Origin of the sequence: Streptomyces sp. NPDC021224 (assembly GCF_044332905.1) — a bacterium.
Classification (GTDB): Bacteria; Actinomycetota; Actinomycetes; order Streptomycetales; family Streptomycetaceae; genus Actinacidiphila.
The window spans coordinates 273,978-289,706 of record NZ_JBIRPW010000006.1 but is presented as its reverse complement, the minus strand read 5'-3'; the positions used below and the strand labels follow the sequence as shown (position 1 = coordinate 289,706).

General features: G+C 75.4%; 11 protein-coding genes. 3 read left to right on the top strand and 8 right to left on the bottom strand.

Going from position 1 to position 15,729, the window contains the following annotated elements; genetic code table 11:
• Positions 1–379: 379 nt before the first annotated feature.
• Positions 380–760 carry an MGMT family protein gene (locus tag ACH4PY_RS17845; protein ID WP_398182886.1) on the bottom strand — a complete coding sequence of 127 codons (381 nt, stop codon included), beginning with the start codon at positions 758–760 and terminating at the stop codon, positions 380–382.
• Positions 761–849: 89 nt separating this feature from the next.
• On the opposite strand from ACH4PY_RS17845, the gene ACH4PY_RS17840 reads away from it, so the two are divergent.
• The 3 genes from ACH4PY_RS17840 to ACH4PY_RS17830 all read left to right on the top strand — a co-directional run bounded on the left by ACH4PY_RS17840 (position 850) and on the right by ACH4PY_RS17830 (position 5,911).
• A complete protein-coding gene (locus ACH4PY_RS17840) occupies positions 850–3,966 on the top strand; it encodes a lysylphosphatidylglycerol synthase domain-containing protein (RefSeq protein ID WP_398182882.1) in 3,117 nt (1,038 codons plus the stop codon).
• 185 nt (positions 3,967–4,151) lie between these two features.
• On the top strand, positions 4,152–4,850 hold the full coding sequence (locus tag ACH4PY_RS17835) for a hypothetical protein (RefSeq protein WP_398182875.1): 699 nt from the start codon (positions 4,152–4,154) through the stop codon (positions 4,848–4,850).
• Positions 4,838–5,911: a hypothetical protein gene (locus ACH4PY_RS17830; RefSeq protein WP_398182873.1), complete on the top strand. Its 1,074-nt coding sequence runs from the start codon at positions 4,838–4,840 to the stop codon at positions 5,909–5,911. Before ACH4PY_RS17835 ends, ACH4PY_RS17830 begins: the two co-directional genes overlap by 13 nt.
• Positions 5,912–6,010: 99 nt before the next feature.
• Here the strand turns inward: ACH4PY_RS17830 and moeZ are convergent, their stop codons facing one another.
• From moeZ to ACH4PY_RS17795, 7 genes are all read right to left on the bottom strand, one after another.
• Positions 6,011–7,189, bottom strand: coding sequence for an adenylyltransferase/sulfurtransferase MoeZ (moeZ, locus tag ACH4PY_RS17825; protein ID WP_398182871.1), 1,179 nt, complete (start codon positions 7,187–7,189; stop codon positions 6,011–6,013).
• A gap of 129 nt (positions 7,190–7,318) precedes the next feature.
• Positions 7,319–8,158, bottom strand: coding sequence for a spherulation-specific family 4 protein (locus ACH4PY_RS17820; protein WP_398182868.1), 840 nt, complete (start codon positions 8,156–8,158; stop codon positions 7,319–7,321).
• Positions 8,146–9,060: an NAD-dependent epimerase/dehydratase family protein gene (locus tag ACH4PY_RS17815; protein WP_398182863.1), complete on the bottom strand. Its 915-nt coding sequence runs from the start codon at positions 9,058–9,060 to the stop codon at positions 8,146–8,148. Before ACH4PY_RS17815 ends, ACH4PY_RS17820 begins: the two co-directional genes overlap by 13 nt.
• A 179-nt stretch (positions 9,061–9,239) precedes the next feature.
• Complete coding sequence (locus ACH4PY_RS17810; protein ID WP_398182860.1) at positions 9,240–10,238, bottom strand: hypothetical protein; 999 nt, start codon at positions 10,236–10,238, stop codon at positions 9,240–9,242.
• Positions 10,239–10,480: 242 nt separating this feature from the next.
• Positions 10,481–12,160: a DUF3492 domain-containing protein gene (locus ACH4PY_RS17805; RefSeq protein WP_398182857.1), complete on the bottom strand. Its 1,680-nt coding sequence runs from the start codon at positions 12,158–12,160 to the stop codon at positions 10,481–10,483.
• Between the two features lie 793 nt (positions 12,161–12,953).
• Entirely contained in the window at positions 12,954–14,528 is a 1,575-nt protein-coding gene (locus ACH4PY_RS17800; protein ID WP_398182854.1) for a DUF3152 domain-containing protein, read from the bottom strand.
• An 8-nt stretch (positions 14,529–14,536) separates the two neighbouring features.
• A complete protein-coding gene (locus tag ACH4PY_RS17795) occupies positions 14,537–15,649 on the bottom strand; it encodes an alpha/beta fold hydrolase (RefSeq protein WP_398182851.1) in 1,113 nt (370 codons plus the stop codon).
• Positions 15,650–15,729 lie beyond the last annotated feature (80 nt).

The following is a 15,729-nucleotide window of genomic DNA, read 5'->3' as shown; positions in this document are numbered from 1 at the left end:
GGCGCGCCGGGTGGTGGGGTGCGTACGGCTGTACGCCGGGGTGGGCTCGCCGCGGCGCTCGCCGCTGTGCCGCGGGCGGTACGCGGCGGCCCGGGGCGCCGGCCCCCGACGCTACGCCGTCCGGCGGGCGGACACGCCGCCGTGCGCCGGGCGGGTGCTCGCGGCGGCCTCTGCCGTGGCGTCGGCGGCGGTCGTCACCGTCGCGGAGGGGTGGTCCGGTCGTCGCCGGATCACCGGACCGCGGGTGGTCGCCCGCGCCGTACCCCGCGCCGCTGAGGACGCGCGCCCGGCGCCGCCGTGCCCCGCGCGGCCGCCCGGCGGGGCGATGCCGTGGTCCGGCCACGGATGGCGGAAGCTGGGAGGCATGAGTTTCCGGCCGTCAGCCGCCGTCCGCGCCGGGCGTGCGCCCGTCCCAGCGCGCCCGGCGCATGTCGATGCGCGGTACGTGGCCCTCGGCGGCGGGACCCGCGGTGCGCAGCGGGGTGCCCTCGGCCCGGTAGGCGTCCAGTGCCCTCAGCTCGTGGCCGGGCAGCAGCGCCCCGTCGGCGCGGACGACGCGCCACCACGGCACCCCGCTGCCGTACAGCGAGAGCACCCGGCCGACCTGGCGGGGGCCGCCCTCGCCGAGCCACTCGGCGACGTCGCCGTAGCTCATGACGCGTCCGGGCGGGATCAGGTCGACGGTGTCGAGCACCTTGTCCGCGTATTCACCGGGACCGTCGGGGGCTTTCCCGGCGTTCTCCGCGCTCTCGTCGCTCATCCGCCCAATCCTGCCGCAGACCACCGACACCGGGGGGTTCCGGTGTCATCCGTACGGTGCTCATGCCACCATCGTCCCGGCGGTGACTGGTGATACGAGATCAAGAAGAGACCGAAGCGGATCAGCAGCCGGGCGCGGACGAGGCCGGAGCGGCCTCCCGCGCCCGTCGAGCGCTGCCCGCGCCCGGAAACGGGGGCGGCGCCCGGCCCCGTCCGCACACCGGTGCCGACGGCCACCGCGACCGGCCCGGCCACGGCGCCTCCGACGACGGGGGCGCCGACGGCGGCCCCGGGCGGGACGGTGAAGGGCCCGGCGGCGCCCCCGACCGGCCGGACGCCGGGGGCACGCCCCCCGACCCGGCGCGTGACGGGAGCGGCAGGGGCGGGCACGGCGGGAAGGGCCCCGACGGCGGCGCCCCCCGTCCGACCGGCGGCTCCGGCGACACTCCGCCCGCCGACCGGGGCGACGGCGGGGAGGGCGGCTCCCCCTCCGCCGACGGCCCGGGGCACGAAGAGGAACCCGGGCACGGCGAGGACCACGGGCACGGGCACACCGTCGTGCCCGAGCCCTACCCGGCGCCCGTCGCCGTCGACGAGCCGCTGCTCGCCGCGCGCGTGCACCGGCCCGCCGACCTCGTACGCTTCCTGCTCGGCCTGCTGGGCATCGCCGTCGTGCTGGCCGTCGCGGGGTTCGCGCACGCGACCACGACGGGCCTGGAGACGGACATCACCAAGGGCACGGACCACGCGCCCGACGTGCTGTCGTCGTTCGCGGGGCTGACGGCGAGCATCGCCGTGCTGATCGTGCCGGTCGCGTTCGCGATCGAGCGGCTGGCCAAGCGGGACGGGCTGCGGATCGCGGACGGGGTGCTGGCCGCGGTGCTGGCGCACGGCACCGCGCTGGCCACCGACCTGTGGGTGACGAATTCGGCGCCCGGCCCGATCCGCGACGCGCTCACCCACAACTCGCCGTCCGGCACGGGCATGACCGACCCCGTGCACGGGTATCTGGCGCCGGTCATCGCCTATGTGACGGCGGTGGGCATGGCGCGCCGCCCGCGCTGGCGGGTGGCGCTGTGGTTCGTGCTGCTGCTGGACGCCTTCGCGGTGCTGGTCGGCGGCTACACGACGCCGTTCTCGATCGCCGTGACGGTCCTGATCGGCTGGACGATCGGCTACGGCACGGTCTACGCGGTCGGCTCGCCGAACGTCCGGCCGACCGGCCGCCAGCTGCTCGCCGGGCTGCGCCGGGTCGGTTTCAGCCCGCAGACCGCCCGCCGGGTGCGGCAGGACGGGCCGGGGACGGCGGACACCGACCGCGGGCGCGGCTACCTGGTGACGCTGGAGGACGGTCCGCCGCTGGACGTCACGGTGGTCGACCGCGAGCAGCAGGCGCAGGGCTTCTTCTACCGCGCCTGGCGCCGGCTGTCCCTGGTCGGCGGCATCAACGAGCGGCGCAGCCTGCTGTCGCTGCGCCAGGCCCTGGAGCAGGAGGCCCTGCTGGCGTACGCGGCGATCGCCGCGGGCGCGAACGCGCCGAAGCTCATCGCGACCTCCGAGCTGGGCCCGGACGCCGTGATGCTGGTCTACGAGCACATCGGCGGCCGGCGGCTGGACGCGCTGGCCGACGAGGAGATCACCGACACACTGCTGCGCGAGGCGTGGACGCAGGTCCGGGCGCTCCAGTCGCGGCGTATCGCGCACCGCCGCCTGGTGGGCGAGTCACTGCTGGTGGACCGGTCGGGGCGGGTCTTCCTGACCGATCTGCGGGGCGGCGAGATCGCGGCCGGGGACATCGTGCTGCGGATGGACGTCGCGCAGTTGCTGACGACGATGGCGCTGCGGGTCGGCCCGGAACGCGCGGTCGCCTCCGCGGTCGCCGTGCTCGGGCCGGACGCGGCCGCGAACGCGCTGCCGCTGCTCCAGCCGATCGCGCTGAGCCGCGCCACCCGCGCCCAGCTCAAGCAGCTCGGCCGGGAGCGGGCGCAGCGCGAGCGGGAGGCGGTGCTCGCGGCGTCCGCGCGCGAGAAGGAGGCCCGCGACCAGCGGCGGGCCCAGGAACACCTGGAGGCGGCGGGCCGCCGGGGTGCGGTGCGGGCCGACGCCGAGCAGCCCGAGGCGGACGAACGGGACGGCAAGGCGGTCTCGAAGGCGGAGCGCAAGGCGGAGAAGCGGGCCATAGAGATCGCCCTGGAGGAGGCCCGCGAGGAGGATCTGCTGTCGCGGATCCGGCAGCAGGTGCTGCTGATCCGCCCGCAGGCCCCGGTGGAGCCGGTACGGCTGGAGCGCATCAAGCCGCGCACACTGATCACCGTCATCGCGGGCGCCTTCGCCGCGTACTTCCTGCTGTCGCAGCTCAGCTCGGTGCCGATCGGCCACGCCATCGCGCACGCGGACTGGCAGTGGGCGCTGGTGGCGGTGGCGGGCTCGGCGGCGAGCTATGTGGCGGCCGCGTGCGCGCTGGCCGGTTTCGTCCCCGAGCGGCTGTCGCTGCCGCGGACGGTGCACGCGCAGGTCGCCGGGTCGTTCGTGAAGCTGGTGGCGCCGGCCGCGGTCGGCGGTGTGGCGCTCAACACCCGCTACCTGCAGAAGGCCGGGGTGCGCCCGGGCCTGGCGGTGGCGAGCGTGGGCGCCTCCCAGCTCGTCGGCCTCGGGATGCATGTGCTGCTGCTGATGATCTTCGGCTTCATCACGGGCACGGAGAAGACGCCGTCGCTGTCGCCGTCCCGCACGGTCATGGCGGGGCTGCTGACGGCGGGCGTGCTGGTGCTGGTCGTCACGGCGGTGCCGGCGCTGCGCAAGTTCGTCTCGACGCGTGTGCGGGCGCTCTTCGCGGGCGTGGTGCCGCGCATGCTGGACGTCCTCCAGCGCCCCGGCAAGCTCGCCACGGGCCTGGGCGGCACGCTGATGGTCACGGTGACCTTCGTGGTCTGCCTGGACGGCTGTGTGCGCGCCTTCGGCGGGAGCCTGAGCTACGCGACGATCGCGGTGGTCTTCCTCGCGGGCAACGCGCTGGGTTCGGCCGCCCCGACGCCGGGCGGGGTGGGCGCGGTCGAGCTGGCCCTGACCGGTGGTCTGATCGCGGCGGGCCTGCCCAAGGAGGTGGCCACGCCCGCGGTGCTGTTCTTCCGCTTGCTGACGTTCTGGCTGCCCGTGCTGCCCGGCTGGCTGTCCTTCACCCAGCTCAGCCGGCGCGGCGAGTTGTGATCCGGGCGCGCGGCGGGGGCGCGTTCGAGACACGGCCGTGACCGAATCCGCACACCGGGGCACTCGTTTGCGCCTTCCGCTTTCTGTACGGTGAGTTTCCTGGAATCGGGGACCAGTTGGGTGGTACGCGTCTGCGCCGTACCCCGCGGTCCCGTGTCGGGACGGCCGGACGGGGAGCCGAACGTATGCGAGCCCACAGGGCGCTGACAGGCTGTGCGGTGGCGGTTGCCGCCGCGGTCGCCGCGGTGGCGACGGCGGGGTGCGGGAGCAGCTCGGGGTCGGACAAGGGCAAGACGATCGATGTGCCGTCCGCCACCACGGCCTCCGCTCCGGCATCGACAACGCCGTCGTCGTCCGGGTCCAGGCCCGGGGCGCCGCTGACGATCGACCCCGCCGTGGCGCTGCCCGCCGACGTGAAGGTCGTCTTCGACTGGACGATGCCGGCCGACACGGCGCAGAACGCCGCGCTCACGGCCGCCGCGAACTACCTCCAGGCGGTCGACCACGCCGTGGTGAAGCAGAACCTCCAGGACCCGCCGCTGTACGCGCACGCGGCGAACACCGCGCTGGAGCACGGCAAGGACTTCGTGCGGGCCAACATCAGCGGCAAGCTCACGCTCAGCGGCACCGACCGCTTCTACCTGCCCGCCTTCACCGAGGGCAGCGGCGGCGCGAAGGCCACGTCGGTGGGCATCACGCTGTGCGAGGACCAGTCGAAGCTCTACAGCAAGGAGATCGCCACCGGGAAGGTGCGCGTGACCGGTGACGACCCCCGCAACTACCTCGGCTACTCCCTGGTCGTGGTCAAGGTCGCTACGGCGCACCCGTTCTGGCAGGTCCAGGGACTCGCCGTGCAGGAAGGGGCGAAGCAGTGCATGCAGTAGGAGTGCCCGCGGCGATATGCCGCGGATTCGTGGTCGCCGGGGTGCTGGTGCTGGCCGCCGCGGGTCCGGGTTTCGCGTACACCAGCCCGTCGAAGTCCGCCTCCGGCGGCAGCGACGGCAGCGGTTTGCTGGCGGCAGGGGTGCACGTCACCTACCCGTCCGGCAGGACGAGCAAGGGCGCCACCGTGCCCATGGGCTCGTCGAACGTGACGTGGACGCCACCGCCGTGCTGGATCGGCCCGGTCGGCGACCCGAAGACGTTCAAGGAGAAGGTCCTCAAGCAGGTCGCCGACACCAATGTGCCCGGCCAGGCGAACTACGCGCTGGAGGCCATGAACGAACTCCAGCGGCACTACCAGGAGGGCTACACCTGGGACGGCGGGGGTGACGGCTACAAGGACTTCAACCTCGACAAGCAGGGCAAGGGCCAGTTCTGGGGTCCGATCTCCAACCCGGAGATGGGCAACGACCCGCGCACCATGGACTGCAACGGCACGCTGCCCTTCTGGGTCGACAACGGCAAGCTGCCGCCCGCCGGCACCCCGAACGTCATCACCGTCGAGATGCTGTCGAAGCTGGCGTACGCGAACACCCGGGTGCCCGGCGTCACCGTGGTGACGAGCCCGGCCAAGACCCAGACCGTCAACCTGCCGACGTGGGTGCGCCTCACGCAGAACTACAGCCCCGTGCGCGTCCGCGCGTACATCGACCTCGGCGGCGGCGCGCAGCTGTGGGCCGAGACGAAGGCGGTGCCGCAGCCGGTCGAGGTCGATCCGGGCGAGGCCGACGCGACCCGCTACCCCGCCTCCGGCCTGTGCCCGGTCGCCGCGAACGGCTCGGTCGGCGCGGCCTACAACGGCGACGCGAAGGCGATCCCGCCGTGCGGCATGACCTACCGCCGCTCGACGGTCGGCAGCGCCCCCTATCCGCTGAAGGTCACCGTCACCTGGAAGGTGAGCTGGACGGGTTCGGGCGGCGCGGGCGGTGACCTGCCCGACGGCGTGGTCAGCAACACCCCGCAGCAGGTGACCGTCCGGGAGATCCAGGCCGTCAACCGCTGACGGCACCGCCCGGCACTCCCGTACACACGACGGCGGGGCCGGCACCCTCGAAGGGTGCCGGCCCCGCCGTCCGTCCGCGATGTGCCGTGTGCGCGCCGGTCAGTAGATCGGCTTGTGCGGCTCCACCGTGTTGACCCAGCCGACCACGCCGCCACCGACGTGCACGGCGTCGGAGAAGCCCGCGGACTTCAGGACCGCCAGCACCTCGGCGCTGCGCACGCCCGTCTTGCAGTGCAGCACGATCCGCTTGTCCTGCGGCAGCGTCTCCAGCGCGCTGCCCATCAGGAACTCGTTCTTCGGGATCAGCTTCGCGCCCGGGATCGAGACGATCTCGTACTCGTTCGGCTCGCGCACATCGATGATCTCGATGTTCTCGCCGTCGTCGATCCACTCCTTGAGCTGCTTGGGAGTGATCGTCGAACCGGCCGCCGCCGCCTGCGCCTCCTCGGAGACGACACCGCAGAAGGCCTCGTAGTCGATCAGCTCGGTCACCGTGGGGTTGGTGCCGCACACCGCGCAGTCGGGGTCCTTGCGGACCTTGACCGTACGGTAGGTCATCTCCAGGGCGTCGTAGATCATCAGCCGGCCGAGGAGCGGCTCGCCGATGCCCGCGAGGAGCTTGATCGCCTCGTTGACCTGGATGGAGCCGATCGACGCGCACAGCACGCCGAGGACGCCGCCCTCGGCGCACGAGGGGACCATGCCGGGCGGCGGGGGCTCCGGGTACAGGCAGCGGTAGCAGGGGCCGTGCTCGGACCAGAACACCGAGGCCTGGCCGTCGAAGCGGTAGATCGAGCCCCACACGTACGGCTTGCCGAGCAGCACACAGGCGTCGTTGACCAGGTAGCGGGTCGCGAAGTTGTCGGTGCCGTCGACGATCAGGTCGTACTGGGAGAAGATCTCCATCACGTTGTCCGACTCGAGCCGGGTCTCGTGCAGCACGACGTTCACGTACGGGTTGATGCCCAGGACGGAGTCGCGGGCGGACTCGGCCTTGGAGCGGCCGATGTCGGACTGGCTGTGGATGATCTGGCGTTGCAGGTTCGACTCGTCGACCTCGTCGAACTCCACGATGCCGAGCGTGCCGACACCGGCGGCGGCGAGGTACATCAGGGCGGGCGAGCCGAGACCGCCGGCGCCGACGATCAGCACCTTGGCGTTCTTGAGCCGCTTCTGCCCGTCCATGCCCACATCGGGGATGATCAGGTGACGCGAATATCTGCGGACCTCGTCAACGGTGAGCTCGGCGGCCGGCTCGACCAGGGGTGGCAGCGACACAGGGACCTCAGCAATACGGTTGGTCGGTCTCAGACGGTACGGGCGCGTGTTCGTACACGCATTCCTGCAACACTGCCACGCCGGTCTTCATTCCAAGACACCCGGTCCGCAGGCCGAGACGTCCGGCGGTCACATGGTGGGCGGCGGCCGGTCCGCGCCCCCTCCGCCGCCCGGCCCGGAACCCGCCGCGGACGCCGGCCCGGCCTCCGCCCCGCCGACGGCCCGCACCAGCCGGTCCCAGTATCCGGGCAGGCCCGACCACGGGTCGGTGCCGCCGCGGTCACCGCGGTCGGTCAGGCACACCGTGGCCGCGCCCTGCCAGCGGGCGATGCGCAGGGCGCCGTCCAGATGCAGGCCGGGCACGGAGTGCACGAGGTGGACGAACGTGGACGGCGGGTGCGCCGCCGTCCACTGCGGGGCCTCCGACCAGCGGTAACGGTCCCAGGGCCCGGCGAAGGTGACGAGCTGGTCGGCGATCTCCGCGTAGCGCGGGTGCGGGTGGACGCCGTGGCCGAGCACGACGGGCCCGGCCCCCGCCGACCGGGCGGCGCCGCCCGCCGGTTCGCGGCCGAGCAGCGCGCGCAGCGTCGTCACCGCCCAGTGGCAGTCCGCGGCATGGTCGCGGGCGGTGGGCGCGCGGTCCAGGTAGAAGCCGTCGACCTGGTACCAGTCGAGGTAGCGGGAGGCGTCGGACACCAGCTCCCCGAAGGGCCGGTCGCCGTACGCGGCGTCCAGTGTCCCGAGGAGTGGGACACCGTTCTCACGGACGCGCGCGGTCACCTCCGCGTACAGCGGATCCGGCCGGCTCCCCGGCCCGCGGCTCACGTCGAAAGCCGCCCAGCGCAGATCGGCCCCGGGCCGCGCGAGTTCGGCCCACTCGGCCGGGGCCATGAGCGGGTGCACGAGCCCCGGCACGGCGAGCCCGGTCCCGGTGCCCGTGGTGCGGGGCGCCTTCGTCACACGCGGCACGCCGCCTCCATCCACACGTCGGCCAGCGACTCCTCCAGGCCGATCCGCGGCCGCCAGCCCAGCCGGTCGCGCGCGGTGCGGACGTCGGCCTGCTGCCACAGGCCGCAGCCGTCCGGGTACGGCGGCACCGCCGCGCCCCCCGCCGGCGGCTCGTCCAGCTCGCGCACCGCGCCCTCGTAGCCCGCGACGTGCGCGAGGGCCGCGGCCATGTCGCGCATCCGGACCGCGCGGCCGCTGCCGATGTTCACCACGCCCTGCGCCGCCGACAGCGACGCGGCGTGCACCGCGCGGGCCACGTCCCGCGCGTCGACGAAGTCGCGCTGCACCCCGAGCCCGCCGAGCCGCAGCTCGGGCTCGCCGTTCTGCATCGCGCGGCGCAGCGCCTCGGCGATCCGCCCGAGCGGCGCGCCGGTCGGCGTGCCCGGCCCCACCGGGCTGAACACCCGCAGCACCACGGCGTCCAGACCCGAACCCAGCACCAGCTCCGTCGCGGCGAGCTTGCTCACCCCGTACGGCCCGCCGGGCCGCGGCGCCGCGTCCTCCCCGGTCGACGACCCGGCGGGCGACGGCCCGTACTCCGACCCGCAGCCCACCTGCACCAGCCGCGCCCCGACCCCGCTGCGCCGCATCGCCTCGCACACGGTGGCGACGGCGACGGTGTTCTGCCGCGTCAGTTCCCTTGCGCCGCCCCGGGTCGTCCCGGCGCAGTTGACGACCACGCCCGGGTGCACCGCGTCCAGGAACCGGGCGAGCACCCCCGGCGCCCCGCTCGACAGGTCGAAGCGGACATCGGCGTCGTCGCTGCGCCCCAGCGCGGTGAGCTGCACCGCCGGATCCGCGAGCAGCCGCTCGGCGACATGCCGCCCCAGGAACCCGTCGGCCCCGAGCAGTAGCACTCTCATCGAAGACCTCCCTGCGCGGGAGCGGTACGGGCGGCGCCACCGGGCGCCGCGGGGGTACGGCGGGCGGGGCCCGCGGGGACGCCGGCCAGGTGGCCGGCGCTGCCGTTGCCCGGGGCCGGTGGCGCCGGGCGGGGGATGTGGGTGGTCAAGGGTCGTTCTCCTGAGGGGTTGTGACAGGGTCAGTCGCGGGCGTACGGCAACGGGCGGTGCGCGGCCGCACGGCCGAGCAGCCGGAAGGCCCGGACGGCGAGCACGAGCGCGGCGGCGCCGCACACCGCGGCCTCCGCCGCACCGCCCGGCGGTGCCACGTGGCCGGGGGCGGCCGCGAGCCCGAGGGTCAGCGCCTCGGCCGCGCACGCCGCGGCGAGCCCGCCCGCCGCGGGCCCCGGACGGCCGTGGACGGCCAGCAGCCGGGCGGTGAAGAGCAGCACGCCGAGCGCCGCGGGCCCGGCGAGCGGCGCCGACCCGGCCAGGGCGGCGGCCACCAGCAGCAGGCCGGTCAGCGCGGCGGCGTACCCGGCGAGGGCCGCCGCCAGCCGGGGCCGCACGGCGTCGGCGAACTCGGCGAGGCCGTGGCTCGGGGCGAGCTGGGCGCGGGCGGCGACCGCGAACCAGCGCGCCAGCAGCGCCGCGGGCAGCAGGCTCAGCGCCAGCGCGGCGAACGCCGCCGTACCCGCGCCCGTGTCGAAGGGCCCGCGCCCGGCGAGCACGGTGACGGCCGGCGGCCCGTACAGCGCGAAGGCCAGCAGCCCGTACGTCCACACGGCCGCGCCGGCACCGTACGCGACCCGCAGCGGCCCGCCCCGCAGCGCCGCCCACAGCGCGACCGCGGCCAGCGCCGCGACCGGTCCGGCCGCCGCGGGCAGCCCCGCGGCCAGGACACACCCCGCCCCCGGCAGCAGATGCGCGGCCACCGCCCGCCCGCGCAGCCGCACGGCCCCCGCCGCCGGGCGCTCCGGCCGGGCCACCACCCGCGCGGCACGCGGCACCCGGGCGTACAGCTCCTCGGCCAGGCCGAACACGTCACGGTGCCGCAGCCGGCGCGCCTCCCCGTCGCTCACGCCGTACGCCTCCAGCCCGGCGGCGATCTCCCACGCGTCGACGGCCCCGGCGAGCATGGCCCGGTGCCGGTGCATCACGGCCCGCACCGGATCGGCGGGCCCGCGCCGCCGGGACACCCCGCGCGCAACCTCGGCCCGCGGCGCATGCGTAATCGATTCGCCACTCCCGCGAGCCCCCGAGCGCCCCCCTGACGCCCCCTCTCCCGCGACACCCCCGCCGGACCCCCCGCCCTCGTCCACGGCAGACCGCCCGGCGGCGGATCGCGCATCGGCGGGCGCGTCCGGGGGGACGGCGGCGCGGGCGAACAGGCGGGTGAGGTCGAGATCGGCGTCGGGCGGTATCGGAGAAGGGTGGGGGGTCATGAGCGGGCCGTTTCGGGGAGGGGGGACCACGCGGGGTGGGCCGGGGTGGGGGCCAGTCGGCTGGGGGCGAGGGATTCCGCGGGGGTGATGAAGGGGCGTGGCGCGCCCCGCGCGTCGAGGAGGGCCGGGCGGCGGGCCGGGTGGTGGGCCACCACCCCGAGGTAGCTCTCGCGGAAGGCGTCCACGGACGCGGTGACGGTGAAGAGGGCGAGCGCCCGTTCGCGGGCCGCGGCTCCGAGCCGGGCCGCGCGGTCGGGCCCGCGCAGCAGGTCGAGGGTCGCCTCGGCGAGCGCCTTCGGATTGCGCGGCGGCACCACGAGCCCGGTCCCGCCGATGACCTCGCGCACCGCGCCGACGTCCGTCGACACGGTCGGCCGCCCGCAGAACATCGCCTCGACCAGGCTCAGCGGAAAGCCCTCCGCGCAGCTCGACAGCACCACGACGTCACCCGCCGCGTACGCGTCCGCGGCCTCCGGCGCGCCCGGCGAGCCGATCTCCTCGAAGCTCACCGGGCTCTCGCCCACCGCACGGGCGTCCGCCGCCTCGTCCGGGAAGAGCTGCGCGGCAAGCGTGCGGCAGTGGCCGAGGTAGGCCGCGGCGCGCTCGTCCACCGCACGGGCGTGGAAGATCCGCAGCCGCGCCCGCGGCTCCTCGCGGCGGATCGTGTGGAAGGCGTGCAGCAGCGCGATGAGGTCCTTCGCCGGGTCCACCCGGCCCACCCACGCGACCGTGGGGTCCGCGTGCGCCACCTTCTCCTCCGCGTTCGCCTCGGCCTCCGCCGCCGCCCCGGCCCGCGCGAAGCGCCCCGCGTCGATCCCGGGATGGATCGTCCGCATCCGCTCCGGCGGCGCCCCGCACCGCTCCTGCCAGCGCCGCACGTGCGCGGACCCGGGCGTCACGAGCGCGGCCTGCCGGTAGGCCTCGCCCGACAGCAGCCGGTGCAGATCGCCGAGCAGCGCCCGTACGGCAGGGGGCAGCCCGGCGGCCCGGTGCGCGAGCAGCGCCTCCCGGGCGCGGACGGTGTACTCGGTGACGACGAGCGGCGTACCGCAGAACCGTTTGGCCAGCAGACCCGGCAGCGCGGCGGGTCCGCCGGACACCGCGTGGCAGACGTCCACGGCGCCCAGCTCGGCCGGGCCGTACCACTCCACGGACAGCGGCCGCAGCAGCCGCTCCAGCTCGTCGACGACCGTCAGCAGCTCCGTCACCACGATGTCCGCGAGTACCGGGCGCACGCCGGGCGCCCGGCACGCCGCCTCCAGCTCGGCGAGCGCCTCGTCCCCCCGCAGCAGCGCGGGAAGCGCGCCGGGACGCTCCTGGGCGAGGTCCGCAAGCGCGTACAGCCCACAGGCGAAACGGTCCGCCCGCCCCGCCGGACTCCCCCCGTCCGCCCCCGCCAGCGCCTCCGCGAACTCACGGAACCCCCGGCGGAAAGCCCCCCGCACGACCCGCCGCGGCGGGTCCGCCACCGCGGGACCCCACAGCCGCACCTGCCGCACCCGCCCCACATGGGCCGGGCACTCCACATGCCCGGCCGCCTCCACGCGCGGCGAGCGGCTCAGCGCGTACACGTCGAAGTCGTGACCGGGCAGCCCCCGCACGAGGCGGTCGCACCAGGCGCCACCCTCACCTCTTGCGTACGGGTAACCACCCTCGGTAAGTAATCCAATCCGCACGGGTCCGGCCCTTCTCGTCCGTCGCACCCGGCGGGTCCGTGTCCCGCCCGGCGCGACGACCGTATTGCGCCGTCCGGGCATGGCGGCGGACGGTTGTCCGCGACGCCATCAAAAGGGGTGAACGGGCGTAACCTCTCCCAACCCCGCGCGTTGCACCACCCGCACGCTCCGGGGTGCCGTGCCTCTTGCGGTGCCGTTCGCGATCCCCCGCCGGTGGTGGGCTGGCCGCGCAGTTCCCCGCGCCCCTTTGCGCCAAGGGGTGCCTCTTGCGGTGCCGTTCGCGATCGCCCCACCGTCGCGGCTGGTCGCGCAGTTCTCCCCCAGAGCTTCGCCTGGGAGGTGTCCCCACGCGCCCCTTTGCGCCATGGGGTGGCTGTTGCGGTGGCGTTCGCGATCGTCCCACCGTCGTGGCTTGTCGCGCAGTTCCCCGCGCCCCTCAAAAACGGCTGCCGTCCCACGCACCCGCGCCCTGCGCCGTGGAAAAACGGGTGCCCGGACCCCGCGCCCCCGAGAACGCTCACCCTCACCGGCAGGCAGCCGCTACTCCGCGTGGAGGGGGACGGTGCGGGGTGCCCCCGCAGGAATGCGCTGGGAGGGGCTCACCCTCTACGTAGGAGGGTGAAGGCGCATTCCGAGGAGGTGCCCCGTGGCGGCACCCGACCCAGCGACGGCGGCGCCGCGCAAAGGGGCGCGTGGGGGCACCTCCCAGGCGAAGCTCTGGGGGAGAACGGCGCGACCAGCCCCCACAAAGGGAAGGTCGCGCGGCGAACCGCAACAAGCACCCCGGAGCGCCCTACGGATAAGGCCAAGCGTTCGGCTTGCACGTCGGCCCGCCGTTCAGCGAGAGGAACTTCGTCTGCTGCATCATCACGGGCGCCGGGGCCCCGGCGGTGGGGCACCCCACATGGTGGTGCCCCAACCGGTGCCCCACCTCGTGATTGATCAGCATCTGCCGATACGCATGCATCAGCTCCGGCCCGAACGTATCCGCCCCCTGCGCCCAGCGGTAAGCGTTGATCATCGTCCGCGGCGTCGACGCCGCATCGCACGACACGTTGTCGATCGTCGTGTCGAGCCCCGACTTCGCGCACCACTTCGCCGTCGTCCCGGGGCTGGCGAGCGTGACGACGATGTCCGCGTCCCCGCTCGCGACCCGCTCGAAGGTCATCGTGCCGCCGTGGCCCCAGCTGCGGTCGTCGTTGAGGGTGCGGAAGACGGTGTCGCTGAAGAGCTGCGGGTCCAGCGGGAGGCCGCGTTCGACGTCGACCCGGAAGGTCATGACCTTGCCCTTGCCGGGCGCGGCCTGGTGGCCGGGGACGGTGTCGAAGGCGCCGGACAGCTTGAGGTCGGCGGCCAGCGGGTACTGCCGGTCCATCTGCTGGTCGTAGTCGAGCAGCGACGTCGTGGGCGTGGCGGACGCCGTGGGCGCGGCGGCGGCCGAGGGGGTGAGCGCGGGCGGCGGGACGTCCGCGCTGGTGGGGTCGGGCCCGGGGTGCTTGCGGCCGAGGCCGGAGAGCGGGTTGCCGGTGGTGACTGCGGCGACGGTCACGACGGCCGCGGCGGCGATCCCGGTGATGCCCGTGATGGTCCAGACCCGACCGAGCCTGCGGCGGGGCCCGGTACCACCGGGGGCCGCGGGGTCGGCGGGGAGGACGGGGCCCGGCTCGGCGGCGGGTTCGGTGCGCGGGGCGGGCACCTCGAAGGCGTCCAGGAACTCCTGGCGGGGCCGCGGGACGCCGCCGCCCGGCGGGTGGACGCGCGGTCCGCGCAGTTCCGCGGCGGTGGCGGCGTCCTGCGCGGCCCAGCCCTCGGCCCATTCCTCGACGGGGTCGAAGGGCAGGTCGCGGCGCCGCACGCCGTCGTCGGCCCAGGTGTCGGGGGCTCCCCAGGCGGCGTGCTCGGGGTGTTCGGGGTGGTGCGGCGGGCGGGCCTCCACGGGACGCGGCCGGGCGCCGGGGCCCTGCGGGCGGACGGTGGCGAAGGCGCCGGAGTCGACGAAGGGGTCGAACGGCTCGGTGTAGGGCCCGACGGGTGTGCGCCGCCGGCGCCCGCTGCCGGGGGTGCCCAGCGCGGTTCCGGGGGGCGCGAAGGTGCCCGAGCCCATGAGGGGTCCACCGGCCTGCGGGCCGCTGCCCCCGGCGTGCGGCGCGCGGCCCTCCGTCTCGGGACCGCCGCCCACCTGGGAGAGACCGCCCGTCCCGGAGAGGCCGCCGGTGAGTCCCCCGGGCTGCGGGAAAGCCCCGGTGGGGCCCCCGGCCTGCGGGGCACCGCCCGGCCCCGGGAAGCCCCCCGTCCGCGGGGTGCCGCCGGTCCGTGCGTCGCCGTTGCCGGGGCCGTCCTGGCCGTCCCGCGCGCTGTGTTTGCCCACGCCCTCGATCAGCTCCCGCTTGCCGCAGTGCTCATGCCCGTCGCCGTGCCCGGCGTACCGCCCGCGCCGCCCGCGCTCGCCGCGCCCGCCGTGCCGGTCGTCGCCGCGACGCTACCCGTGGCGGCGGCGGCGTGGGGCCGGGCGGCGATTTCCTGGCGGAGATCGCGGAAAGCCCGCTCGACGAGCCGCGGGTGCTCCATCATGGCGACGTGCCCGCTGCGCGGGATGGTCAGCAGCCGTGCGTCGCGGAAGGTGCGGTAGGCGCGGCGGGCCATGCGGTAGGACACCAGCTTGTCGCGTACGCCGTAGACCAGCAGCGTCGGTGCGAGGACGCGTTCGGCCTGGCGCCACAGGGCGTGCTGGCCGCCGAGCGTGTACGCGTTGACGATGCCGCGGGTGGAGCGGATCGTCACGTCCCAGAAGTACGGCAGGTCCACCCGGCGCTGGTACTCGGTCGCGGCGGCGGCGCGTTCCGCGGGCCCGACGACGGAGGGGTCGGCGTAGCACAGCGACAGCAGCGCCTGTGTGCGGCGCTGGGCGGACCATCCGCGGGTGGCCCGCAGGTAGAGCGCGGGGGTGCCGGGCAGGGCGGCGAGCGCGGTGGGCAGCGCGGTGGGCTGGATCCGCAGTTCGGGCAGCGCGGGCGACACGAGCGTGAGGGTGCGGACGAGGTCGGGCCGGGCGGCGGCGACCTTGACGGCGACGGCGCCGCCCATCGAGTTGCCGAACAGGTGCACGGGCCCGCGGCCTTCGGCGTCCAGCAGCCGTACGACGGCGCGGGCGTGCGCGGCGACGGAGTAGTTGCCGTCGTCGGGCGGCGGGGAATGGCCGAAACCCGGCAGGTCCGGCGCCTGGACGTCGAGGACGTCGTCGAGCGCGGCCATCAGCGCGGACCAGTTCTGCGACGAGCCGCCGAGGCCGTGCACGAAGAGCGCCGGTTCGGTGGCGGCGGCGCCGACCGCGTCGCGCGGGCCGTCCGGCGCGGCGTCGCGGGAGCGGACGAGCAGGCTGAGGCCGGGAAGCCGCACGGTCCTGGACGTCTCCCCGTCGGCGAGCACCGGGCCCGCCGGGGGTACGGACGCCGGAGGGGCGCCGGTTTGGGAGTAGTCCGTCGTGGCCATGGACCGATGTTACGAGACGATCACGTGAACGGTCGTGTGTTCGTCCGCACACAGGCGGACAGAACCGGCCGCGGGACGGT